This is a genomic window from Pandoraea terrae (genome assembly GCF_902459695.1).
GTDB lineage: Bacteria > Pseudomonadota > Gammaproteobacteria > Burkholderiales > Burkholderiaceae > Pandoraea > Pandoraea terrae.
This window is the reverse complement of sequence record NZ_CABPRZ010000007.1, coordinates 88,264-112,249: the sequence shown is the minus strand read 5'-3', so window position 1 is coordinate 112,249 and position 23,986 is coordinate 88,264. Positions and strand designations below refer to the sequence as shown.

At 63.8% G+C, this 23,986-nt stretch carries 21 protein-coding genes and 2 tRNA genes; 14 read left to right on the top strand and 9 right to left on the bottom strand.

Annotated features, from left to right (window positions below; translation table 11 throughout):
• Positions 1-5: 5 nt before the first annotated feature.
• Entirely contained in the window at positions 6-524 is a 519-nt protein-coding gene (locus PTE30175_RS10295; RefSeq protein ID WP_150696969.1) for a flavin reductase family protein, read from the bottom strand.
• A 146-nt stretch (positions 525-670) separates the two neighbouring features.
• On the opposite strand from PTE30175_RS10295, the gene PTE30175_RS10290 reads away from it, so the two are divergent.
• The 11 genes from PTE30175_RS10290 (at position 671) to PTE30175_RS10240 (ending at position 12,038) form a co-directional block, all read left to right on the top strand.
• Positions 671-1,717, top strand: a complete 1,047-nt coding sequence (locus PTE30175_RS10290) for a 2,5-dihydroxypyridine 5,6-dioxygenase NicX family protein (RefSeq protein ID WP_150696968.1) — start codon at positions 671-673, stop codon at positions 1,715-1,717.
• Positions 1,714-2,508 carry an alpha/beta fold hydrolase gene (locus tag PTE30175_RS10285; RefSeq protein WP_150696967.1) on the top strand — a complete coding sequence of 265 codons (795 nt, stop codon included), beginning with the start codon at positions 1,714-1,716 and terminating at the stop codon, positions 2,506-2,508. Before PTE30175_RS10290 ends, PTE30175_RS10285 begins: the two co-directional genes overlap by 4 nt.
• Before the next feature lie 45 nt (positions 2,509-2,553).
• Positions 2,554-3,798: an acyl-CoA dehydrogenase family protein gene (locus tag PTE30175_RS10280; RefSeq protein WP_150696966.1), complete on the top strand. Its 1,245-nt coding sequence runs from the start codon at positions 2,554-2,556 to the stop codon at positions 3,796-3,798.
• The gene (locus tag PTE30175_RS10275; protein ID WP_150696965.1) at positions 3,795-5,414 is read left to right on the top strand and encodes a class I adenylate-forming enzyme family protein; all 1,620 of its coding nucleotides are present in this window, start codon (positions 3,795-3,797) and stop codon (positions 5,412-5,414) included. Before PTE30175_RS10280 ends, PTE30175_RS10275 begins: the two co-directional genes overlap by 4 nt.
• Positions 5,415-5,632: 218 nt before the next feature.
• Positions 5,633-6,379 (top strand): IclR family transcriptional regulator, encoded by a 747-nt coding sequence (locus PTE30175_RS10270; protein WP_150696964.1) that lies wholly within the window; start codon positions 5,633-5,635, stop codon positions 6,377-6,379.
• Positions 6,380-6,406: 27 nt separating this feature from the next.
• Positions 6,407-7,144, top strand: a complete 738-nt coding sequence (locus PTE30175_RS10265; protein WP_150696963.1) for a transporter substrate-binding domain-containing protein — start codon at positions 6,407-6,409, stop codon at positions 7,142-7,144.
• Between the two features lie 48 nt (positions 7,145-7,192).
• A complete protein-coding gene (locus tag PTE30175_RS10260; RefSeq protein ID WP_150696962.1) occupies positions 7,193-7,861 on the top strand; it encodes an amino acid ABC transporter permease in 669 nt (222 codons plus the stop codon).
• Positions 7,858-8,622: an amino acid ABC transporter ATP-binding protein gene (locus PTE30175_RS10255; RefSeq protein ID WP_150696961.1), complete on the top strand. Its 765-nt coding sequence runs from the start codon at positions 7,858-7,860 to the stop codon at positions 8,620-8,622. Before PTE30175_RS10260 ends, PTE30175_RS10255 begins: the two co-directional genes overlap by 4 nt.
• Positions 8,623-8,656: 34 nt before the next feature.
• Positions 8,657-9,598: a formimidoylglutamase gene (gene hutG, locus PTE30175_RS10250; RefSeq protein ID WP_150696960.1), complete on the top strand. Its 942-nt coding sequence runs from the start codon at positions 8,657-8,659 to the stop codon at positions 9,596-9,598.
• Positions 9,599-9,738: 140 nt separating this feature from the next.
• Positions 9,739-10,308 (top strand): peptide-methionine (S)-S-oxide reductase MsrA, encoded by a 570-nt coding sequence (gene msrA / locus PTE30175_RS10245; protein WP_150696959.1) that lies wholly within the window; start codon positions 9,739-9,741, stop codon positions 10,306-10,308.
• 191 nt (positions 10,309-10,499) lie between these two features.
• Positions 10,500-12,038, top strand: coding sequence for an MFS transporter (locus tag PTE30175_RS10240; RefSeq protein ID WP_150697102.1), 1,539 nt, complete (start codon positions 10,500-10,502; stop codon positions 12,036-12,038).
• On the opposite strand, the gene PTE30175_RS10235 is transcribed toward PTE30175_RS10240, so the two are convergent.
• The 4 genes from PTE30175_RS10235 to PTE30175_RS10220 all read right to left on the bottom strand — a co-directional run bounded on the left by PTE30175_RS10235 (position 12,028) and on the right by PTE30175_RS10220 (position 17,279).
• Positions 12,028-13,104, bottom strand: coding sequence for a DUF72 domain-containing protein (locus PTE30175_RS10235; protein WP_150696958.1), 1,077 nt, complete (start codon positions 13,102-13,104; stop codon positions 12,028-12,030). The two genes, PTE30175_RS10240 and PTE30175_RS10235, sit on opposite strands and share 11 nt — an antisense overlap.
• On the bottom strand, positions 13,101-14,312 hold the full coding sequence (locus tag PTE30175_RS10230) for an SAM-dependent methyltransferase (RefSeq protein ID WP_150696957.1): 1,212 nt from the start codon (positions 14,310-14,312) through the stop codon (positions 13,101-13,103). The genes PTE30175_RS10235 and PTE30175_RS10230 overlap by 4 nt, the downstream gene beginning before the upstream one ends.
• A 112-nt stretch (positions 14,313-14,424) precedes the next feature.
• Positions 14,425-15,072, bottom strand: a complete 648-nt coding sequence (gene pdxH / locus PTE30175_RS10225) for a pyridoxamine 5'-phosphate oxidase (protein WP_150696956.1) — start codon at positions 15,070-15,072, stop codon at positions 14,425-14,427.
• A gap of 128 nt (positions 15,073-15,200) precedes the next feature.
• On the bottom strand, positions 15,201-17,279 hold the full coding sequence (locus PTE30175_RS10220; protein ID WP_224788687.1) for an AsmA family protein: 2,079 nt from the start codon (positions 17,277-17,279) through the stop codon (positions 15,201-15,203).
• On the opposite strand from PTE30175_RS10220, the gene PTE30175_RS10215 reads away from it, so the two are divergent.
• The gene (locus tag PTE30175_RS10215; protein WP_150696955.1) at positions 17,278-18,120 is read left to right on the top strand and encodes a tRNA threonylcarbamoyladenosine dehydratase; all 843 of its coding nucleotides are present in this window, start codon (positions 17,278-17,280) and stop codon (positions 18,118-18,120) included. The genes PTE30175_RS10220 and PTE30175_RS10215 overlap by 2 nt on opposite strands.
• A gap of 81 nt (positions 18,121-18,201) precedes the next feature.
• Here PTE30175_RS10215 and PTE30175_RS10210 read toward each other — a convergent pair whose 3' ends face one another.
• Complete coding sequence (locus PTE30175_RS10210) at positions 18,202-19,851, bottom strand: AMP-binding protein (protein ID WP_150696954.1); 1,650 nt, start codon at positions 19,849-19,851, stop codon at positions 18,202-18,204.
• A 331-nt stretch (positions 19,852-20,182) separates the two neighbouring features.
• Here PTE30175_RS10210 and PTE30175_RS10205 point away from each other — a divergent pair.
• Positions 20,183-20,259, top strand: a tRNA-Arg gene (locus tag PTE30175_RS10205).
• Positions 20,260-20,380: 121 nt separating this feature from the next.
• Positions 20,381-20,457, top strand: a tRNA-Arg gene (locus PTE30175_RS10200).
• Between the two features lie 167 nt (positions 20,458-20,624).
• Here PTE30175_RS10200 and PTE30175_RS10195 read toward each other — a convergent pair.
• From PTE30175_RS10195 to PTE30175_RS10185, 3 genes are all read right to left on the bottom strand, one after another.
• Complete coding sequence (locus PTE30175_RS10195; RefSeq protein ID WP_150696953.1) at positions 20,625-21,281, bottom strand: nucleotidyl transferase AbiEii/AbiGii toxin family protein; 657 nt, start codon at positions 21,279-21,281, stop codon at positions 20,625-20,627.
• Positions 21,262-22,365: a type IV toxin-antitoxin system AbiEi family antitoxin gene (locus PTE30175_RS10190; protein WP_191628971.1), complete on the bottom strand. Its 1,104-nt coding sequence runs from the start codon at positions 22,363-22,365 to the stop codon at positions 21,262-21,264. Before PTE30175_RS10190 ends, PTE30175_RS10195 begins: the two co-directional genes overlap by 20 nt.
• Positions 22,366-22,513: 148 nt before the next feature.
• Complete coding sequence (locus PTE30175_RS10185) at positions 22,514-23,986, bottom strand: efflux transporter outer membrane subunit (RefSeq protein WP_224788686.1); 1,473 nt, start codon at positions 23,984-23,986, stop codon at positions 22,514-22,516.

The window sequence follows — 23,986 nt, the reverse complement described above, 5'->3', positions numbered from 1 at the left end:
CAAGTTCAACCGAGCGACTGGGGTTTGTGGAAGCGGCCGGCGTGAAAGATCAGCGGCATCTGCATGTGCGTGTCGGGATGCACCCCGCAACGTTCCACTTCGCCGACGAAGATGACGTGATCGCCTTCGTCGTACCGGCTGCGGTTGTGGCACTCGAACCAGGCGAGCGCGCCGTCGAGGATCGGCACGCCCGAGGCCGACAACGTGTAAGGGACGCCGGCGAAACGGTCGCCCTTGACGGTCGCGAAGCGCTTGCACAGGTCAATCTGATTGGCGGCAAGCACGTTGACCACGTAGTGCGAATTGCCCCTGAAGACCCGCATGCTGCCGGCGCGCGTGGCCAGGCTCCACAGGATCAGCGGCGGGGTAAGCGAGACCGAATTGAAAGAACTCGCGGTAATGCCGATCAGCCCGCCGTCCTCGGCGCGCGTAGTGATAATGGTTACGCCTGTCGCAAATTGGCCAAGCGCGGCGCGGAAGGCGTCGCTGTCGAAGTCGGGCGTGGCGGCACGGGTTGCGTTCACTGTCCCCTCACGGAAATTTGATCGGGTTGATTTGTATGAATATTCATATACTATGGCACGAACAACAGATCGACAAGATGCGCGGCGACCGACGAGATTCCGGAAGATTTCCGAACAGGCGGAGGGGCTGACGCTCAGGAGACGACATGCTGATCGAACGTATCGAGCATAAGTGGATCGAGGTTTTCGTGGACACCCTGCGGCGCTGCGGCGTCGGATCCGGCGACGTGGTGGCGATTGTAGCCGAAACACAGTCCCGGCCGGTCAATGTCGAGCTGGCCGAACTGGCCTTGCAGGCGCTCGGCGCGCGGCCGTTTCGCATCGTGGTGCCCAGTGCGCGCGTCAGCGCCCCGGTCCCCGTGCGCTCGACCGGGGCCAGCGACGCACTGGGGCGGCTCGAACCGGTGGTGGCCGCGCTCAAGGCCGCGACGCTTGTGGTCGACTGCACCGTGGAAGGCCTGCTGCACGCGCCCGAACTGCCGGCGATTCTCGCGGGGGGCGCGCGGGTGCTGATGGTCTCGAATGAACATCCCGAAATTCTGGAACGCTGTGCGACGGACCCCGCGCTCGAAGCCAAGGTGCGCAACGGCATCAAACGGCTGCGCGGCGCGAAGCATATGCAGGTGAGCTCCGCCGCAGGCACTGATTTGCGCATCTCGCTCGACGGCGCGCGCGTCGGCGGCGTCTGGGGATGGTGCGCGAAGCCGGGACAGGTGGCGCACTGGCCGGGCGGGCTGGCGCTCGCGTTTCCGGCCGCCCATAGCGTCAACGGCACGCTGGTGCTGGCGCCGGGCGACATCAATCTCACATTCAAACAATACCTGCGCGACCGGATCGCGCTGACGATCGAGGACGATTACGTCACCGCGATCGACGGTGCGGGCGTTGATGCCGACCTCATGCGCACATACTTTGCCGCGTGGGGCGACCCCGAAGCGTACGCCGTCTCGCACGTCGGCTTCGGCATGAATCTGCGCGCGCGCTGGGATGCCATGGCGTGCTACGACAAGCGCGACTGCAACGGCACCGAGCAGCGCGCTTTTGCCGGTAACTTTCTTTATTCGACGGGCGCGAACGAAGTCGCCGGGCGTCATACGCTCGGCCATTTCGATCTGCCCTTGCGCGGCTGCACTGTCGCGTTGGACGGCGACGTGGTCGTGGACGCGGGCGTGCTGCAGGGAGACCTCGCATGAGCGCGCCGCTGCCTGCCTGCCGCATCGAGGGCGAAGGGCCGGTCACGCTGGTACTGCTGCACGGCATTGGCGGCAACCGCAATGTCTGGGCGGCGCAGTTCGACACGTTCGTGCGCGCCGGTTATCGCGTCGCGGCATGGGACATGCCGGGATATGGGCAGAGCGCCCCCATCGCGCCTTGCACGATGGCCACGCTGGCAGGCGCGTTGCGCCGCATGCTCGACGCGCTTCGCGCACCGCGTTGCGTGCTGATCGGCCACAGCATGGGGGGCATGGTCGCGCAGGAACTGATGGCGGCCGACCCCGCCGGTATCGGTGCAGTGGTACTGTGCGGGACCTCGCCGGCTTTCGGCCGCGCCGACGGCGACTTCCAGCGCGCGTTCGTGCAGGCGCGCACGGCGCCGCTCGATGCGGGCAAGACGATGCGTGAGGTGGCAGAATCGATCGTGCCGAAGATGCTGGGCGAGATGCCGCCGGGAACACGCGCGCGGGCTGCGGTGATCGCCGTGGATGCCATGGCCGCCGTGCCGCAACAAGCGTACCGCGACGCATTGGAAGCGCTCGTCGGCTTCGATCAGCGCGCGGCGCTGCCGCGCATGGACGTGCCGGTGCTTCTTGTGGCGGGCGAGCACGATACGAATGCGCCGGCGCCGGTGATGGCGAAGATGCGCGACAAGCTGCCGGATGCGGAGTACCTCTGCCTGCCGGGTGCGGGACATTTGATGAACCTCTCGCACGCGGGCGCGTTTGACGCCGCCGTCCTCGATTTTCTGTCGCGCCGGCTCGCCTGACGCGATCGATTTCAACAACAAAGCAGCACCCGGAAGGAGACAGCCGTGGCCTACCAGCCCCCCTCGATCGTTGGTGAACATTTCCCATTGACGGACAAGCAGCGCAGGCTGCTCGCGCTGGCAGAACAGGTCGGGCGTGAATCGCTCGCGCCGCGCGCTGCGCGTTGGGACCGCGAAGCCGCGTTTCCGTTTGAAAACTACGATGACATGCGCGCCGCGGGCCTGTTGAAGCTTTGTATTCCCGAAGCGTACGGCGGCCTGGGCGCGGACTTCGCAACCTACATGATGGTGTCGGCCGAGCTCGGCCGCCATTGCGGCGCGACCGCGCTCACGTACAACATGCACACCTGTTCGATGATGTGGACCGGCATCCTGGCGGACGATCTCGACATGACGCCCGAGCAACGCACCGAGCATCAGCGGTATCGCGAACATCATTTCGAGCGCGTGGTAAAGGACGGCGCCGTCTATGCGCAGCCGTTCTCCGAGGGCAGCGCGGCGGCGGCAGGCAAGGCCCCGTTCGGTACCACCGCGACGAAAGTCGAAGGCGGCTGGCGCATCAACGGCCGCAAGATCTTCGCGTCGCTATCGGGTGCGGCCAACTATTACGGCGTCCTGTGCACGGAAGACAAGCCCGGGGCCGGCATGCGCGATACGTTCTATATCGCCGTGCCGGGCGATGCGCCCGGCGTTACCGTCACGGGCGATTGGGATCCGCTGGGCATGCGCGGCACGGTCTCGCGCACATTGCTGTTCAAGGACGTATTCGTTGCGGACGAACTGCAATTGATGCCGCGCGGCGTCTATTTCCAGGCGGCGAGCCGTTGGCCGCACATGTTCATGACGCTGGCGCCGACTTATATGGGCGTCGCGCAAGCCGCATACGATTTCACGGTCAAGTATCTGCGCGGCGAGGCCGAAGGCATGGGCGCGCCGGTCAAGCGCCGCATGTATCCGACCAAGCAGATTGCCGTCGCGCAAATGCACATCATGCTCGAGCAGACGCGTGCGCTGTTCCTGCGCGCGGTGTCCGACGGGCGCGTCGATCCGGGCCGGGACGCGCGTCTGCGCGCCTATGCCGCCCAGTACACGATCATGGAAAATGCCAACGAGATGTGCCGCCTCGCGATCCGGACATGCGGCGGCCAGTCGATGCTCAAGACGTTGCCGCTCGAACGCATGTACCGCGACTCGCGCTGTGGCGCGCTGATGCTGCCGTGGACGGCGGAGTTGTGCCTCGATCGTATCGGCCGTGAAGCGCTGTATGAACCCGGCGAGACAGACGAATGACCCGGGGACACGTGAGCCACGGTCTGCTTCACGGCCCGCTTCACCGCCCGCTTCACGGCCGGTTCACGCCGTTTGTCGAAGCGCTTGCGCGGCACGCGGGCGAGACGCCGCGCAAGCTCGCGTTGCGCAGCGGCTTCGGCGCGCCCATCGACACGTTGCCGCGCGCGATCGATTTTGCCGGATTGTGGCGGCGCATTGCGCGGGTCGGCGGCCATCTGCGTGCCACATGGGGGGTGTCGCCCGGCGATCGCGTGGCGTGTCTCGGTTTCAACGACGAACTGCAACTCTCGCTGCTGTTCGCCTGCGCACGCACGGGCGCGATTCTGCTGCCGTTGAATTTTCGCCTCGCGGTGCCGGAACTGGCTGCGATCCTCGGGCATGCAGGCGTGCGCGTGCTGTTCTTCGACGCATCGCACCGTGAGACGGCACGGCAGATTCGCGCGGCGCTCGGCGACAACGTCGTCATCGCGCCGATCGAAACGTTGATTTCCGCGCCGTCCGAGAAATCGGTCACGTATCCCGAATTGCCCGCCGACGCACCCGTGCTGCTGGCCTATACGTCAGGCACAACGGGCGAGCCGAAGGGCGCGCTGCACACGCAGGCGGGGTTGCTCGCGAATGCCGAGGCGAGCTGGTGGGCGCACGACATGACGGCGAACGATCACGTGCTGTCCGCGTTGCCGCTGTTCCACGTCGGCGGTCTGTGCATCCAGACGCTGCCCGCGTTGCTTTGCGGCGCCTCGGTGACGCTGCATCCGCGGTTCGACCCGTCGGCGTGGCTGGCCGACGTCGCGGCGCGGCGCCCGACCCTGTCGCTGATGGTGCCTGCGACGCTGCGGGCCGTGCTGCTGCATCCGGCGTGGGGCACGACCGACTTGTCGTCGCTGCGTGGCGTGATGGCCGGGTCATCCGTGGTGCCGGTGTCGGCCATCGATGCGTTCCATGCGCGCGGCATTCCGCTCGGCCAGGTCTATGGCGCGACGGAAACCGGCCCGGTGTCGATCGCCTTGCGGCTCGGCGAGGCGCAACGCCATCCCGGCACCGTCGGCGTGGCCTGTCCCGGCGTCAGCGTCCGATTGCTTCGTGCCGACGGCGGCGATACCCCCGACGGCGAAGTCGGCGAGATTACGGTGCGCGCGCCGAACGTCATGATCGGATACTGGCGGGTGCCTGATCATCCGTCGCTTACCGGCGGCTGGTTCCGATCCGGCGATCTTGCCCGGCGCCGCGCGGACGGCTGCTTCGAGGTCGTAGGCCGCAGCAAGGACATGATCATCTCGGGCGGCGAGAACATCTATCCGGCCGAAATCGAAAACGTGCTCGCCGATTGTCCGGGCGTGGCGGAGGCGGCGATTGTCGGTCTGCCCGACGAGCGTTGGGGCGAAGTGCCTGTCGCGGCCGTCGTTCCGGCGCCCGGGCACACGCCTGCTGCGGATGAGATACTTTCATTTCTGGCCAGCCGAATCGCCCGCTTCAAGTTGCCCCGGCGGGTCATCCTCCTCGACGCATTGCCCAAAAACGCACTCGGTAAAGTGCAGAAATCGATTCTCACGGCGTGGTTATCAGGTGCGACGGACGGCGCGTCACCTGCACCATCGGACACGCCCCCGCGCTAACGCAAAACCCGCGCTGCATAAAGGGTTTGCCATGAAAAGCGCGTGAAATCCCAAGCCGGCCTAGGGAAAATACCTACGCCGGTTTCCTTTTTTTATTCCCGCAGTATGAGAAATTGATTTTTGAATTTGGGAATTGCATCGCAAGATAGCGCCCATCACGCCATCGACGGGTATCGGCCGTCGATCCTCAAGCAATTTTCGAGTGTTTTTGAAAGCCGATGGAGACCACCGAAGCCAATTCGGTCAGCGAACGCGTTCTACAGGTGTTGGTCACCGTTGCGCGTCATGGCCGCCCGATTGCCGCGCGCGAAATCGCTGGGCAAACGGGCTTGCCCCTGTCTACCGTTTATCGTCATCTCGTCCCGCTGAAGAAGTGGGGCCTGGTGCAGGAGCATGCCCACGAGGCGCTGTACGAACCGGGACCGGTCGGCGTGCAGCTCGCGTGGGGATTCGATCACAATTCTCACCTCGTCCTGCAGGCGCGTGAAGAGATCGAGGCGCTGGTGCAACGCACCGGCGAAACTGTCGGGTTGCTCGTTGCGGCCAACGGCCAGGCCGTCTGCCTCGACATGCACGAGTCGGAACAGTCGCTGCGTTGTTCGTTTGCGAAGGGCCGTGCCCATCCGCTGGTGCACGGCGCGTCCGCGAAGGCGCTGCTGTCGTTCCTGCCGCAAGCCACGCGCGATGCGCTGATCGTGCGCCAGCTTTCCGGGCAGCCGGCGGCGCAGGAGCGTTTGTCCATGCAGATCGAGGAAATCCGCAAGCAGCGTTATGCGGTGTCCGAGAGCGAAGTCGATTTCGGCGTATGGGGCGTGTCCGCGCCCGTGTTCGCCGCCAAGGAGCGCCTGGAAGGCACCATCACCCTGATGGCGCCGGCCGTTCGCGTGGCGCAGCGCCACGAAGATCTGATTCGCCTGACCGTGGCGGCAGCCGAACGAATTTCCAACCGATTGCAATACTTTTAACCGGCAATACAAGAGAGGAGCACCAGAATGAAACTGCGTCACATCCTGTTCACCCTGGCTTTGGCCGTGACTTGCTCGAGCAAGGTTTTCGCCGCTGACGACGTGTTGCGTGTCGCGACCGACGCCACCTTCAAGCCGTTCGAATATGTCGAGAACGGCAAGCGCACCGGCTTCGACGTGGAACTGATCGAAGCGATCGCCAAAGCCATGGGCCGCAAGGTCGAATGGACTGACATCGATTTCAAGGGCCTGATTCCCGGCCTGATCTCGAAGCGCTTCGACGTCGCCGCCTCGGCGATCTACATCACCGACGAACGCCTGAAGGTCGTGGCGTTCACGCACCCGTACTACACCGGCGGCCTGGCCATCATGGTCAAGGCGGACAACACCAGCATCAAGGAACCGGCCGATCTGAACGGCAAGAAGGTCTCGGTGCAGGTCGGCACGAAGTCGGTGTCGTTCCTGAAGGACAACTATCCGAAGGTTGAGCGCCTGGAAGTCGAAAAGAACCAGGAAATGTTCAATCTGGTGGAAATCGGCCGCGCCGACGCCGCCGTGACGGGCAAGCCCGCCGCCGTGCTGTACGCCAACGCGCGCCCTGGCGTGAAGGTGCTGGAGAAGACCCTCACGGTCGAGCGCTATGGTTTTGCCGTGCGCAAGGACGAGGCCGCCCTGACCAACGCCATGAATCAGGCGCTGGAAAAGGTGCGTGCCGACGGCACCTACGCCGCACTGGTGTCGAAGTACTTTGGTTCGGGCAAGTAAGCCCTGACCGTTTGTTGTTGAAGGTGTAGTGAATCTGACGGAGCACGCATGGAACTCGATTTTTCGCCGGTCTGGACCGGCTGGCAGGATCTGGCGGCCGGGGCGCTCGTCACCGTCGAGGTGACGGCGTGCGCACTGGCGCTGGGCTGCGTGCTGGGATTGCTGGTCGGCATGGGCCGCCTGAACCCGGCACACCGCATCCGCTATAACATTTGCACGGCGTACGTGACATTCATTCGCGGCACGCCGCTGCTCGTGCAGCTGTTCATCCTGTTCTTCGGCCTGCCGCAGTTCAATATCCTGCTGCCGGCGTTCTTGTGCGGCGTGCTTGGTCTGGGCATCTACAGCGGCGCGTACGTGTCGGAAATCGTACGCGGCGCGATTCAGTCGATCGAGCGCGGACAGATGGAAGCGGCGCGTTCGCTCGGCATGCCCTACGGGCAGGCGATGCGTTCGGTGATCCTGCCGCAGGCGATCGTGCGCATGATCCCGCCGCTTGGCAACGAGTTCATCGCGTTGATCAAGAACTCGGCGCTGGTGTCGCTCCTGACGATTCACGACGTGATGCATGAGGGCCAGAAGATCATCAGCGTGTCGTACCGCTCGCTGGAAGTTTATCTGGCGATCGCTTTTGTTTATCTGATTCTGACGGGTGCCACGACGCTTCTGCTGCAACGCGCCGAGAAGACGCTGCGTGCCGGAGGTGCCGTGCAATGAGTAACAATAACGCCATCCTGAAAATCGAAAACCTGGGCAAGGCCTATGGCAGCCACCAGGTGTTGAAGGGTATCGATTTCGAAGTCGCCCCGAAGCAGGTCGTGGTCGTGATCGGTCCGAGCGGATCGGGCAAGAGTACGTTCCTGCGCTGCTGCAACGGTCTGGAAACGGCCGAGCAGGGCACGATCGAAATCGTCGGCAAGAAGTTGGTCGACCACGGCAAGATGATGGGTGAGTCGGCGCTGAACCATCTGCGCACGGAAGTGGGCATGGTGTTTCAGTCGTTCAATCTGTTCCCGCATCTGACGGTGCTGGATAACGTGACGCTGGCACCCCGCAAGCTGCGCGGCGTCAAGCACGCCGACGCGGAGAAACTGGCGCGTGATCTGCTCGCCAAGGTTGGTCTTGCGGCGAAGGCGGACGTGTTCCCCGGTACGCTGTCGGGCGGCCAGAAGCAGCGAGTGGCGATTGCGCGCGCGCTGGCGATGAAGCCGCAGGTGATGTTGTTCGACGAGCCGACCTCGGCGCTCGATCCGGAGCTGGTCGGCGAAGTGCTGCAGGTGATGAAGGCGCTCGCGAACGACGGCATGACGATGCTGGTCGTGACGCACGAAATGGGCTTCGCCCGCGAAGTGGCCGATGTGGTGGTCGTGATGGATCAGGGCCGCATCATCGAGGCGGGCCCGCCGGCACAGATATTCACGGCGCCGAAGGAAGCGCGCACGCGTGAATTCCTGCAGGCAGTGCTCACGCGCGCTTGAGCGCGTGATTGGAAATACAGGCAGGAATACTCGCATGACAATCGATAGAACGGTCTGGCAAGGCCGTGTGGACACCGGCGAAACCGGTCATACGCTGCGCCTGCATCAGGTCCTGCGCGACTATGATGCGTCGCAGGTCGCGGGCGGCGCGGTGCTGCTGGGATTTTGCAGCGACGAAGGTGTGCGGCGCAATCATGGCCGCCCGGGTGCGGTACAAGGGCCGGATATGCTGCGCCGCGCGCTGGCGGGCTTGCCGGTGCACGGTGAGCCGGCCGTGTTCGAAGGCGGCAATGTGGTTTGTGCCGACGGACGGCTCGAAGCCGCACAGGCGGCGCTCGGCCATCGTGTGGCGGAAGTGCTGCGCGGCGGCGCGCGCCCGGTCGTGCTCGGCGGCGGTCACGAGATCGCTTACGGCACCTTCCTCGGCATCGCGGAGCATTTCGGCGACCGCCTGCGCGACGAACCGCTGTTGATCCTCAACTTCGACGCGCATTTCGACCTGCGCGCACAGCCGACGGCCAGCTCCGGCACGCCGTTCTGGCAGATTGCGCAGTTGCTGGCGGGGCGCCAGGCGCCGTTCCACTATGCGTGCCTCGGCGTTTCGCGCTACAGCAATACCGACGCCCTGTTCGAGCGTGCGGACCAGTTGGGCGTGACGTATTGGGTCGACGAAGACATGCTCGCGCACCGTTTGCCCGAAATGTGCGAGCGTCTGGCGGCCGAGCTGGCGAAGGTCAGCCACGTTTACCTGACGATCGATATGGATGTGCTGCCGGGCGAAAAGGCGCCGGGGGTGTCCGCCCCGGCCGCGCACGGCGTGCCGTTTGAAGTGGTGGAAGGGCTGATCGGCGTGGTGCGGCGTTCAGGCAAGCTGCGCGTGGCGGATATCGCGGAATACAATCCGTCGTTCGACCGCGATGGCCTGACGGCGCGCGTGGGCGCACGGCTGATGCATCCGCTGCTCACGCAGGCGTGACGCGCTGCCTGAAATGAATAAGGCGGGACATGCCTGACTGTCGTGAATCGGCAGCTTGGGCCACAATAGGGCGGGAGACCGGTTTTTCGGTGTCTCGCCCTTTTTTCATGGCGCCCCGGCGCCCGACAAGCGAGGTCAAGATGTCCCAGCAGACGAACCCCGGTTCCGGCCTTCAGACCGCCACCCTCGCCGGTGGCTGCTTCTGGTGTCTCGAAGCGTGTTACGAGCAGCTCGACGGCGTAAAGAAAGTCGTGTCGGGTTATATGGGCGGCAAGGTCGACAACCCGAGCTACGAAGCCGTGTGTGACGGCGATACCGGCCACGCCGAGGTCGTACAGCTCACTTTTGACCCGAATGTGGTGACCTTCGAAGAGTTGCTCGTGGTGTTCTTCACGATCCACGACCCGACCACGCTGAACCGTCAGGGCAACGACGTCGGCACGCAATACCGGTCTGCGATCTTTTTTCACGACGAAGATCAGCACAAGTGCGCCGACCATCTTATCGCCGAGTTGATGGCCGAGTTGACGTACAGCGCGCCGATCGTGACGGAAGTCGTGCCCGCGCAGACGTTCTGGCCGGCCGAAGCCTATCACCAGCATTATTATCAGCAGCATCCCGATCAAGGGTACTGCTCATTTGTCGTCGCCCCGAAGCTCAAGAAATTCCGCGAGAAGTTCACCAAGCGCTTGAAGACCGGCGCGATGTGAGCGGCGGTCGCCGGGGAGGGCTTGACCTTCCCCCGGTTGCGCCCCGGCGCGTTGGCGGCGCTGTCCTCCCGGAAAGGCGCGCCACGCGTGGAGATTAATATATTCATTACTTTTCGCATAGAATGGAGCCTTTCCTGGTTTTTTGGTAGTTTTCCGTGCGTCCCCTGCCTTTTCGCGATGCCCTGATGGCCATGCTCGGTATCGCGCTTGTCAATATGCTGGTCGCCCTCGATCAGACCGTAGTCAGTACCGCGCTTCCGTCCATCGTCTCCGAACTCAAAGGCTTCGAGTACTACGCCTGGATCGCCAGCATCTATATGCTTGCCTCCGTCGTGACGGTGCCCGTTTTCGGCCGCCTCGGGGACTATTTCGGGCGCAGACGCTTCGTCATTGCCTCGGTCGTCACGTTTACGGGGGCCTCGGTCCTGTGCGGCCTTGCGCCGAACATGCCGTTCCTCGTTTTCGCGCGCGGCCTCCAGGGTGTGGGCGGCGGCATGATGGTCGGCACCGCATTCGCGTCCGTCCCGGATCTCTTTCCCGACGCCCGGACACGCGTGCGCTGGCAGGTCGTGATCTCGACGGCCTACGGCATCGGTACGGCTGCGGGGCCATCATTGGGCGGCCTGCTCAGCGAGCACTTCGGCTGGCGCTCGACTTTTCTCGTCAACTTGCCGGTCGGGCTGGCGGCGCTGTACTTCGTCTGGCGCTATCTGCCGAATTTTGCGCGCAAGGACCGCGGCCGGGTGCAGATCGATTGGCGCGGCGCGGGGCTCATCGCCGTCGTGCTCGGCGGCTTCCAGGTGTTCATCGAGAATGTGCCCGCGCATGGCTTGTCCGTGTTCAATGCGGTGTTGATTGCGGCCGTCGCGGCCGGCGTGTACTGGCTGCTGCGTACCGAACGGCGCGTCACGCACCCGATCGTGCCCCTCGACATGTTCCGCCATCCGCAAATGGTCGTGCTGTTCTCGCTGTCGATGCTGACCGGCTTCGTAATGTTTTCGCTGATTTTCTTCGCACCGCTGCTGCTGCAGGGCGGCTTTGGTCTCAGCCCGCAAGCGGCGGGGCTGGTCGCCACGCCGCTGGCCGGCTGTATTGCCCTCGGCAGCTTCATCAACACGCCGATCGTGGTCCGGTTGTCGCGGCCGACGAATATGGTGACGCTCGGGTTCTGCCTGCTGGCGGTATCGGCGGCGGGCATTGCCCTCGCGCACCGCGACACGCCGCAGGGCCTGATCGCGCTGGCGATGGCGGCAGCGGGGATCGGACTGGGGTTCATCCTCAACAATCTGAACGTGTTCGGGCAGGAAATCGCGGGCAGCGAACGCTTCGGCATCACCACGGCCTTGCTCCAGTCGACCCGGATGGTCGGTGGCATGCTCGGCACCACGATTGTCGGCACGCTGGTCAATCATCAATACGCCAAAGGCGTGGGCGCCGCGGTTTCCGCGTACGCAGCGACGCCGTTCGCACAGGCCGCCAGCCGCGTGCTGGACCCGCGCATTCTGATCGACGCCCAACTGCGCGCATCATTGCTGGCCGATATGCATGCCCTGGGGGCCAATGGTGCGCCGCTCGTCGAAACGGCGCGGCAGACGCTGGTCGGTTCGGTGCATGCGGGCGTGTTGTTGACCGGCATCGCCGCGCTCGTGGCCGCATGGCGCGTGCGACGCATCCGTCAGATCAAGTTCGGCGGGAAAATCGACCGCGCGGCGCTGGCCGTCAGCGAGTAATCGCCTCGGCCAACGCCTGGCATGACAGGGGGGACGAACCTTCCGCCTTGTTGTTGACGATCACGAACACGGGGTGTCCGGCGCGAGCATAGTGGCCGGCCAACGCGGCGATGACATCGCGCGTGGCCGGGTCCGGGTCGACAATCTTGTCGAACGGCGCATATTTCGCCTTTGCCTGTTCGTAGCGATGTCCGCTGTGCAGGCTCCAACGTACGACGAGCGGGCCTGCGCCGGCTTCGTCGAGCAAGGCCAATGCCGCCGCCTGACGCTCCGCGCTCGGCATGCGCGCATGCAGGCCGAGGCAGTAGCGCACGCCATGCTGGCCCAACATCCGCATCAAGCGCGGTGTCAACAATGCGCCGTCGCGAATTTCAAGGGCATAACACGGACCGGGACCGCCGCCGCCGGCCGCACCCGGCAGCGGCGGCAAGGCGGCGAAGAACGCGTCCAGGCGATCGATCAGGGCGGGGACATCCCGTAATAGCGTGAACGGCAGCGGCGATACCTGGAACACAAGCACCCCGGCATTCGGCCCGAGGCCGGCGAGACAGGGCGTGACGAACTGTTCGGCGGCAATGCGCGCGTCAAGAAAACAAGGGTTCTCGGACACGCCTTCTCCCTTTTCGCCGCGCACGACGGCATCGGTCACCAGGCTCGGCGCCTTCACCAGAAAGCGGAAATCCCGCGGCACCTGCTCCGCATACTTTTGATATTCGGCGATCGAGAGCGGTGAATAGAACGACCGGTCAATGCCGACGCAGCGCAGGACCGGGTGCGCGGCATAGGCCGTCAAGCCTTGCCGTGAGAGTTTGGCGTCGCTGTAATCGTCGTCCCAGACGATGCCACGCCAGCCGGGAAACGACCAGGACGACGTGCCGAGCAGCACCTGCGCGGGCAGGGCGGCGCCAAGTGCGACCAGCGACGGATCATGGGGCGCGGCGCCCGGCGTGCCGCGTGCAGCGCGCCGGGGCTTGCCCGTATCCGGAGAGGAAGCGCCTTTGCCGACCTGGCCGGCGGGGGGAGACTTCGGATCTTCAGGACTGCCGAACAGGTCGAACTGACTCATTTCCCTTCGTACATATACTTGCGTGACCAGTCGAGATTCTTCGACGGCTGGCCGGCCTTGCGGCAGACGATCTGATACAGCGACACGTGATCGTGATCGAACGCGTAGGCGGATCCGGCCAGATAGATGCGCCACACGCGAAACCGTTCTTCTCCCGCAAGTTCTCGCGCCTTCGCGGCGTTCGCCTCGAAGCGCTCGGCCCAGTGATTGAGCGTGCGGGCATAGTGACGCCGCAGACTCTCGACATCGGTCGCCTCAAGACCGCCGCGCTGCATGGCTTCAAGCGTGAGGCTGATGTGCGGCAGTTCGCCGTTGGGGAACACGTACTTGTCGATGAACTCGCCGCCGCCCATCGCGGTCTCGCCGCTGTCCGGATCGGTCGACGTGATGCCGTGATTCATGGCGATGCCGTCGTCCTTGAGCAGCGAATTCATTTTGGCAAAATAGCCCTGCAGGTTTTTGCGTCCCACGTGCTCGAACATGCCGACGCTGGTGATGCGGTCGAACTGGCCTCCCACGTCGCGATAATCCTGCAGACGGATCTCGACCTGATCCTGCAGCCCGGCCGCCATGACGCGCTCGGTCGCCAGATCGAACTGATTCTGCGACAGCGTCACGCCCACGCATTTCGCGCCGAACTTGCTGGCTGCACGAATCACGAGCGCACCCCAGCCGCATCCGATGTCGAGCAGCGTCTGGCCCGGCTGCACCTTGATCTTGGTGAGGATGTGATCGATCTTCTTGACCTGCGCTGTGTCGAGGTCTTCGTCGCCATTCTCGAAGTAGGCGCACGAGTACACCATGTTCTTGTCGAGCCACAATTGGTAGAACGCGTTCGACACGTCATAGTGGAACTCGATCGAACGCTTGTCCGATTGCTTCGAGTGGTTGAAATGCCGGGTGATGCGCCCGAACGCACCGTTGGCGGACAGGCTGCTGCCGGCCAGGGCGTAGCTTATGTCGATAACGTCGCTCAGGCGGCCTTCGACGTCGATTTCGCCCTTGACATAGGCTTCACCCAGATTGTCCAGACTTGGCGTGAGCAGGCGCGTCATGGCTGCGGGGCCATTGACGCGCAGCGTCACCCTGGGGCGCTCAAATGCCCCGAAGTCATAGTGTTGCCCATTCCACAGGGCCAGCCGGAGCGGCAGATTGGAGGATGTCTTGACGCCGGTGACCCAGTTTTCGAGTTTTTTCTCCCACAACATGGATATTCTCCAAGTGTCACAAAAAATCTCTAAATCCGTACCGCCCGGCGCCGTTGCGCCATCTCTCGGGAAAACGCCGGGGCAAGCCACAGCGGCCTTGCCCCTTCTCCCGTCACGGTGACAGGCGCGCCACGCGCCACTGTCCATCGGCAAGCCGGAAGTATTTGATGCGGTCATGCAGGCGCGACGGACGCCCCTGCCAGAATTCGACGGCATCGGGCACCAGCCGGTACCCGCCCCAGTGCGGCGGACGCGGCGGGGCGTCGCCGAACTGCTTGCGAAAGGCTTCCTCGCGTGCTTCGATAATACTTCGATCGGCGACTTCCGCGCTTTGTTCCGAGGCCCACGCGCCCAGGCGCGAGCCGATGGGACGCGAATGGTAGTAGGCGTCGCTTTCAGCCGCGGAGACTTTCTCGACGCGGCCTTCGATGCGCACCTGGCGCTCGAGCTCGATCCAGTGGAACAGCAGGCAGCCGAAGGGATTGGCCGCCAGCTCCTGGCCCTTGCGGCTTTCATAGTTGGTAAAGAACGTGAACCCTTGCTCGTCTGCACCCTTGATGAGAACGATGCGCGCGTCGGGCCGGCCATCGGCGGAGACGGTCGCCAGCGTCATGGCATTCGGCTCGGCCAGCTGCGCATCGAGCGCTTGGCGGAACCACCGCTTGAACTGGGCGAACGGGTCGGACGCGACATCATGCTCGGACAGGGAGCCGAGCGCGTAATTTTTACGAAGGTCGGAGAGGGAAAGCGTATGTGTCACGAGGATCGGGAGACAGTTGTCCACGAGTGGGTGGCGCAGGTTGGAACACAGTATAGCGAAGCTTTTCGAAACGTGCCCGCGTGGCGAAATGCCGCAGGGTGCGGCATTTCGTGAGGCGGCACGCCGCCTTACGGCCGCTCGCGGCCCGAACCGGCCGCTGTTGAGGGCTTGGCGGAGGGCGGCGGTGATTTCGGCGCCGGCGGGTGGCTCGGCGATGATTTCCCGCCACCTTTCGGCGGATGCATCGACGCCGGCCGATCGAGGTTGGCGAACAGGGCATTGCAGGGGCTGTCCTTGCCGGGACCGGTCTCGATCAGCGGAATCAGCGCCGTCACCGGTGTCAGCAGGCCCAGCGCCACGGCGCCGCCCGCGCGCGCGATCAGCGTGGCGGTGTCGACCCCGACGTCCGGCTTGTGGAATGTGCCGCGCACGTACAGCGGCGAGCGCAGCGACAGGACTCCAAAGTGCTTCGGCTGTGGCTTGATCGTCAGGTTGAAGTGCTCGTGCTTCAGATCGATCTGGCCGGCCACGCCGATACTCGCATCTTCCGTGTCGATGACGAACGTGCGCGCGTCCATGATGCCGTCTTTCACGATAAAGTCCGATGCCGCGCAACGCAGCTCGACGGTGCGATCGCCGAAGATCTTGTAGATGACGATGTTGCCCACGTTCAGCCCCAGATATTCGAGCAGCAGCTTGCTGATGGAGCCGCGATCGACCAGCATCTTGATTTCCCCGTTCGACGAACCCGCCAGGGCGGCGACGGAATTGCCGGTGGCCGACAACGCCGCATCGCCGTTGATTTCGCCAAGGCTGGTTTTCATAAGGTCGACGTCGGGCAACAATTGCTTCATCTTCAGATGGCGTAGCGACACGGTGCCGGTGGCTTGCATCGGCGTGGCCTGTCCGTCGAGTTTGAGATTCGACGTCAATTGCCCGCCGGCGACCCCGAACTGCAGCGGTGCGAGCGTCAACACACCGTTATCGAGCACCAGATGCGTGACCAGATTGTCGATAGGCACGCTCTTGTCGCGAATGATCTTGCGGCCGGTGACTTGCACGTCGACGTCGACGGTGCGCCAGCGGTCGGTCTTGAACGGATCGACGGGCAACACCTTTCCGGTCGGCTGCGCCGGCGGCTGGCCGGACAGGTCATTGCCGGCGCTGTTCGTTTTTGCGCCGATGACCGGGCCGAGGTCGGCCAGGCGCAACAGGTTCGATACGACCGCGCCTTGCAGGAGCGATCGCGGTTCGCGTTGACGGAACACGAGCGTGCCGTTCAGATCGCTTTGGCCGACCTTGCCCTGGAAGCGTTCGTAGCGCCAGACGCCTTCCTCGTGCAACAGATTGCCGGCCGTACTGTAGGGCGGCGTGTCGGGCAGCAGGACCCCCGTGATCGGGTACAGGTCGGCCATGGTCGGTCCGGCCAGTTTCAGGTGCATGTCGAGCGCCGACAGGGTGGCCGGGTTGGTGAACGTGCCGGACGCGGCGATACGGGTCCGGCCGATACGCACCTGCGCGTCGAGCGGATAAGGATCGCCGGAGTCTTCGAGTGACAGGACGTCGCCGCCGCGCCCGCTGCCATTCACGGCGACCCGATGGAAGGTGCCGGACAGGGAGAACCCGATGCCGTAAGGCGCCTGACCGTCGATGGTGGCGAGCCGGGTGGTCACGTCGAGTTCATGCGGCTGGTCCTGCACCCGCACGACGCCGTCTTCGAGTATCAGGCGGCCGATCTTGAAGCGCCACGGCGAGGGCTTGCCGCCGGGTTGGGCGAAGGTCCAGTTGTTGCGCCCGTCGGCAAGCCGCTCCAGATCGATACGCGGGGCCGAGAGCGTGACTTCAGGCAAAATGACACGCTGGTCGAGCAGCGGCAGCCACTCGAGCGAGAACGTGAGACGGCCGACTTCGACCATATTCGGCGCCGAAGCCCACGCGGGATTGCCGAGCACGATATCATTCGCGATCAGGCGCGGGCGTGGCAACCAGCGGCCGAAGCCCGGCGATTGGGCATTGGGCGGCAGCCAGTGCAGCGCCAGGTTGCCGCGAATCGCGAAGGGACGCCCGGTGGCCACGCTGACTTCCTGGTTGATCCAGGGGCGTGCGCGGTTCCAGTCGAACCACGTAATGGAGGCCGCGACGGCCAGCACCACGGCGGCAACCACGATCGCCAGCCATTTGAAAGACGTTGTTAACCATCTCATCATGAACAGTACGACCCAGTCGCTCGAAAACAGTTCGGTTACGGCCGCCTCGCCGGGCGACGACTTTGACACGGCGCGCCGTTTCGGCGGCATCGCGCGCCTTTATGGCGAACCCGGGCTGGCGATCCTGCAGGGCGCCCACGTTGCCGTGATCGGCATCGGCGGCGTCGGTTCGTGGGTGGCCGAAGCGCTGGCGCGAAGCGCCGTCGGCAAACTCACGCTGATCGATCTCGACAATGTCGCCGAGAGCAATACCAATCGTCAAATTCACGCCCTGGACGGCAACTACGGCAAAGCCAAGGTCACCGCCATGGCCGAGCGCATCGCCGCCATCAACCCGGCCTGCGAAGTTTCGCTGATCGAGGACTTCGTCGAAGCCGACAATCTCGACGCCATGCTCGGGCGCGGCTACGACTGGATTGTCGACGCGATCGACAGTGTACGCGTCAAGACCGCACTCATCGCCTGGTGCGTGAAAAATCGCACGCGGCTGATCACGGTCGGGGGCGCCGGCGGCCAGCTTGATCCGACACGTATCCGCATCGACGACCTTGCGCGCACCATCCAGGATCCCTTGCTTTCGAAAGTCCGCGCCCAACTCCGCAAGCAGCATGGTTTTCCGCGCGGGCCCAAGGCCAGGTTCAACGTGCCGGCGGTCTATTCCGACGAACCGCTGATCTATCCGGAACAGGCCTGCGTGCTGCCGGAGGCAGGTGAAGCGCCCGCGCCGGCCGCCGCGCCGCAAGGCCTCAATTGTGCGGGCTTCGGTTCCACCATGTGCGTGACCGCCGCTTTCGGCATGGCCGCGGGGGCCCATGTCCTGCGTCAACTGACGGGCCGCTGAAGGCCCAGCGTATAACGAAAAAAGGCGCGTGCCTGTCGGCCAACGCGCCTCGTCCGGGTAGGAGGATGCCTACATTCAGGCTTAGCGCAGCTCGCGCCGCAGCACCTTGCCGACCGGTGTCTTGGGCAGCTCCTTGCGGAATTCGATGACGTGGGGCACTTTGTAGTTGGTCAGGTGCTGTCGGCAGAAGTCGATCACGACTTGCTCGGTGAGATCGGCCGACTTTTTGACGATGACGGCCTTGACCGTCTCGCCGGTCTTCTCGCTCGGTATCCCGACAACTGCCGACTCCAGCACGCCGGGGCACATCGCGAGCACGCCTTCGATTTCATTCGGATACACGTTGAAGCCGGAGACGATGATCATGTCCTTCTTGCGGTCCGTGATGCGCACGTAACCCTGCGGGTCCATGTTGCCGACGTCGCCAGTGCGCAGCCAGCCATCCGGCGTGATGGTCTTGGCCGTCTCGTCCGGCCGATGCCAGTAGCCCTTCATGACCTGCGGGCCGCGCACGCAGATCTCGCCGTCCTGGCCAAGCGGGAGCGCTTCGTTCGCATCGTTGCGGATACTGACGTCGGTCGATGGAATCGGCAGGCCGATTGAGCCGTTGAATTCGCTGCTGAGCGGATTGATGCAGACGGCCGGCGACGTTTCGGTCAGGCCGTACGCTTCGATGAGCGGATGGCCGGTGACCTGTTGCCAGCGTTGCGCGACGGCGCGCTGCACGGCTGCGCCACCGCCGAGGGCGCCCTTCAGGCCACTGAAGTCGAGGGCGTCGAAGCCCGGGGTGTTGAGCAGGCCGTTGAAAAGGGTGTTGACGCCCGTGATGAAGGTGAAGCGCCACGGCTTCAATTCCTTGATGAACCCGGCCATGTCGCGCGGGTTCGTGATCAGGAGGCTCAGGGCGCCAAGATTGAGGAACACGAGTCCGTTCGCCGTCAGACAGAAGATGTGATACAGCGGCAAGGCCGTGACGATGATTTCCTTGCCTTCTTCGAGGCCGTTGCCGATCCACGCACGCGCCTGCAACATGTTCGCGATCATGTTGCGGTGGGTGAGCATCGCGCCCTTGGCCACGCCCGTGGTGCCACCGGTGTATTGCAGAAAGGCGATGTCGTCGTGGCCGACGGGGACATCGGTGAGCTTGCGCCCGGCGCCCTTTGCCAACGCGGTGCGAAACGGCACGGCGTGCGGAATCTGCCACGCGGGGACCATCTTCTTCACGTGCTTGACCACGTAATTGACGATCCAGCGTTTCGGCGCCGGCACGAGGTCGCCCACGTGTGTGGTGATGACGTGCTTGACGGGCGTATTCGGAAGCGCCTTTTGCAGCGTGGCGGCGAAGTTCTCGATGACGACGATGGCTTGCGCACCCGAGTCCTTCAACTGATGTTCGAGTTCGCCGGCGGTATACAGCGGATTGACGTTGACGACGACCAGGCCTGCACGCAGGATGCCGAAGACGGCGACCGGATATTGCAGCAGGTTGGGCGACATGATGGCCACGCGCGCGCCGCGTGCGAGGCCCAGGCTTTGCAGGTAGGCGGCGAAGTCGAGGCTCAGGCGTTCCAGGTCCGAATAGGTGAGCGTGGTGCCGAGATTGTGGAACGCCGGGCGATCGGCGAACTTGTGGCAGCTCTGGAGAAACAGGTCGAGCAGGGACCGGTACGCGTTGACGTCGATCTCCGCCGGCACGCCGGGCGGATAGCTCTTGAGCCAGACTTTTTCCATGAGCGCCTCCTTTTATACAGTTTCTTGTCATGCTGAACGGCCCGGGGGTGAGACGTTCAGCGGGGGAGCGGGGTGTCCCACTCCGGAAAAGCCGTAGCATACCCTGCGCCGCGCGCGAAGAGCACCGTGATTCCCCGCATAAACCGGGGCTTTGCATGGAAGGAATGTTCTAGGACACGCCTCTTGCCAGACGCCGGTTTTCCACGCTATACGTGCATGCGATATGCGCGGCACGCGGGCATGCCGCGCGCAGGGCCCCGCAACTGTCAAAAGACTTTCAAAAAATACTTGCGCAAGTGGAGCGAATTGCGCATAATTCTGTTCTCACGACGCGGCTGTAGCTCAGTTGGATAGAGTACTTGGCTACGAACCAAGGGGTCGTGGGTTCGAATCCTGCCAGCCGCGCCACCAAATTTAAGGGTCTCCTCTTGGGGAGGCCCTTAATGTTTCCGGGATGTGTCGTCCCGTGGTCTTGCCCGAATGCCACGTGCATTTGAGCGGCCAAATTCGACACAGCCTAGCATGACGTGCGGCTGTAGCTCAGTTGGATAGAGTACTTGGCTACGAACCAAGGGGTCGTGGGTTCGAATCCTGCCAGCCGCGCCAACCTTTGCGTTGGATTGCAAAACGGTCTGAAAGCGAAAGCTTCCAGGCCGTTTTTGTTTTGCGCAGGCGCTTGTTGTTCCCGGCAATTAATGGGCGACTTCCCAAGTGAAATGAGCGGTGTCCATCGGAAGACGGACACCGCAGCCGGTGCGGATCGATCGTCGTGCTTATCGATGATCCAGAACGAATTCGCATGCGGTGAGCAGGACTGCTTCCTCGCCATACAGCCGGTCGAGGTTGCCTGCGTCGTGATAATGCTCGATGAGATAACGAAGATCGACTGCATCCTTCTCGTTTTCCATCCCGCGCCCGCGCCAAGCGATGAACTTCGTGACAACGAGTCCCGGAATCGATGCGACGGGGACGTCGAGGTCGTCAGCAATCTCGACGAGGACGGCTCCTGCAAGTGCATCTTCATAACCGACGACACTCATCACGACTGCCATGTCTGGCGGCCAGACGACATTGGCGTGTTGATCCGCGACGTCACCGAACGGCACAAGGTCGAGCGGAAATGCGGCGCTGTCTTCGGGCGTATAGATGAGCCGGTGAGGAATCCTGGCGTCCTGTGCGATCGACGGATAAGCAAGTAGCGCGGCGCGGACACGATCGAACATTTGCCAGTCCGAGAGTGCGATCGCAAAGTCGATATCGGGGCTGGCGCGGCGAATGGGGAAGCCATGCAGATAGTGCATGAGCATATCGCGTGCCGTCGCGCCGACGACAAAATAGTCGAGGTGCATCTCCGCGGTCAGGCTCGCCATCATGCGCAATAGCGCTGCCTTGTCCGGAGGCACAGGGGTTTTAAGACGCAGCTTTGGCATCGTTGCTTTCCATGAGCGAGCGGATCACTTGCGAAGCTTCAACGTTGCGCGGATCTCGCGAGCGAACCAAATCGGCATAGACCAACAGCGACGGGCCAAATTCCGTCGTTTCGGCATATTCGCCAAAATCCCAAAACGCGTCGAGTATCTCGATAGGTCCCGCCGGATCGGCACGTAGTCGGTGCCGCTTGGCTTGCGTTAGCAGCCATTCGCGTCGAATCTCGGGTTTGACATAGACCGTTTGTGTTGCGGGACGGATGGCGTTGGCGAGTGTTGCCGCAGCGACTTCGCCGCTCCACCAGGCTTGGTTTGCACCGAGTTCGGCGTCGCGCCACCAGTCGGGATTCTCTGCGCGAAAGCGCATCGCGTTGAGCTTGGGCAACAGGCGCAAGGGGAAATTCGTTACCCATTCATCGCGCAAGGCCGACCGAGCAACAATGCGGCGCCCGAAGCGCGCATCATCGACCAGGTGGCCGCGTTCCCGCAGTTGTCCGAGCTGCGTCCCGACTGCGCCCAATGCGATGCCTGATATCGTCGCCAGTTCGCGATACGAACAATTCAGTAGGTCGGGACGGCTCAGCACGACAAACGTCAGCCGTAGCGAAGAGGCGTTGCCCCCGGCACGCAGGGCGGGGGGGATCGTCATATCGTGAAGCGTTGTCTCGTTCGGCTTCTTGCCGATAATGCAGATGTGCGTCGAATCGTCGCTCAGGTATGCGTTTCCAGCGAGATCGATGAACCGAAGGCCGCGCTGGACGCATTGTTCCGCAAGCGTCATGCTTAGGTACGGGGCGACGAGTAGCAACGGCGTCGCGTGGCCTGCCTGACGATCCGCAATGACATCGACCGATGCCCTGCCTTGCATGCGCGCTTTGAACTCAACGTCGAAGGCGATCCTGCGGTCGCGGATGCGGAGCGTGATCGTGGCATCCGCGCGATGTGGCGCCGCGCCGTCCGAATAGGGGCTGAAATCGATCAGGCGTATGGCGACGCCGCTTCGATCGGCAAGTGTGGCCACCGCTTGCGCAAGCACATTCTGCATTTCGCTTTCGCGCGCGAAAGCATTCCACATACCCGTGTTCATATTTTGCTCCAGTTCATTTTTTATGAACGTGGACATATTATGAACGAAACGAGGTGATCGTTCAATTATTCTTCGTGTTCATTTTTATTGAACAACATGAAAAGTTGAACGGCGCGCTGATGGTGCGGGTTCGTCGAGAGGAGACGCACTACCCCTGCACCTGCCACCCCAACCCCAGCGCCTTCTGCAGCGCAACGAAATCCCTGAGCAATTGCGCGTCGCCGGAAATGCGGTCCTGTTCGGCGCTGAAACGGGTCCGTTCCGCATCGAGCCAGTCGAGCGTGCTGGCGGTGCCGGCGGCATAGCGCTGCCGCGTGAGCGTCGCCGCCCGGCTTGCGGAGCTTTCCACACTGCGCAGGCGGTAGACGTTTTCGCGCTGATGGCCGTATCGCGCCAACGCGACGTCTGCGTCGCGCAAGGCGCCCAGCACCGCGCTTTCATATTTCGCGGCGGCGCCGTCGCGGCCGGCTTCCGCCTGATCGACCGCCGCCGCCACGCGCCCGAAGTCGAGCACGTTCCATTGCAGGCGCGGCACTACGAACCAGTTCAGATTGTCCTTTCGCACGAGATGTCCGGGGTCCATGGCACTGAATCCCAGATCACCCAGGATCGACAGCTTCGGAAACCACTTCGCCTTCTGCTCGCCGATCTGCGCGTTCTGCGAGGCGAGCCGGCGTTCGGCCGCACGAATGTCCGGCCGCGCCTGAAGCAATGCCGACGGGTTGCCGATCGCAATCGTCGCCGGCACTTGCGGCAGCGGCTGGGCACCGGCAAGCGTGTCGTCAAGCGCGCCGGGCGCCTGGCCCGTCAGCAAAGCCAATTGATCGAGCGATTCGACCAACTGCGACTCAAGCGGCAAAATGCGCGCGCGCGTGTTCTCGACCTGCGTGAACAGGCGCTCGACGTCGAGTTCAGAGGCCACGCCGCGTGCCCTGCGCTGGCGCGTGAGCTGCAGCATTTCGTCTTCGAGCTGTGCCGACGCCTTGACCAGTGCGAGCCGCGCCTGCTGATCGCGCAGCCCGACATATGCCTGCGCGACCTCGGCCGCCAACTGCACGTGTGCGTCGGCGAGATCGGCCTGCGTGGCGTCCGCTTCGGCCGAAGCCGCCTCGACCGCCCGGCGCGTGCCGCCGAACAGATCGATCTCCCAACTGGCATCGAAGCCCGCAATATACAGCTCGAGTGGCCCGCGTCCCCTGCCGCTGGCGGCGCTGTTGCCGCCGAGAAGGCTGGTGTCGGGGGAGCGCATGTGCACCATCGTGCCGCTCGCGTTGACCTTGGGCAGTGCGTCACCCTCATGACCGCGCAGGCTGGCCCGCGACTGGCGTACGCGCGCCTGCGCGGCCCGGATGTCCGGACTGTGCGCCAGCGCCGCGTCGATCAGGGTGTTCAAGGTGTCGTCGTGCAACGCGACCCACCATGCGGCGGCAGCTGGCGCATCAGCATCCACGCCGCCGCGCGCATGCGGGAACTGCGTGGCGCGCAGCGCCTGCGGCGCCACACTCGGGGCCCCACGGTAATCGGGGCCAACGGTGCAGCCGGCCAGCAACAGCGTGCCTGCCGCGAGGGCGAATGCCGTCAATCGTGCGGGCTGGGCCCGCGCCATGGAAAACATCGTCAT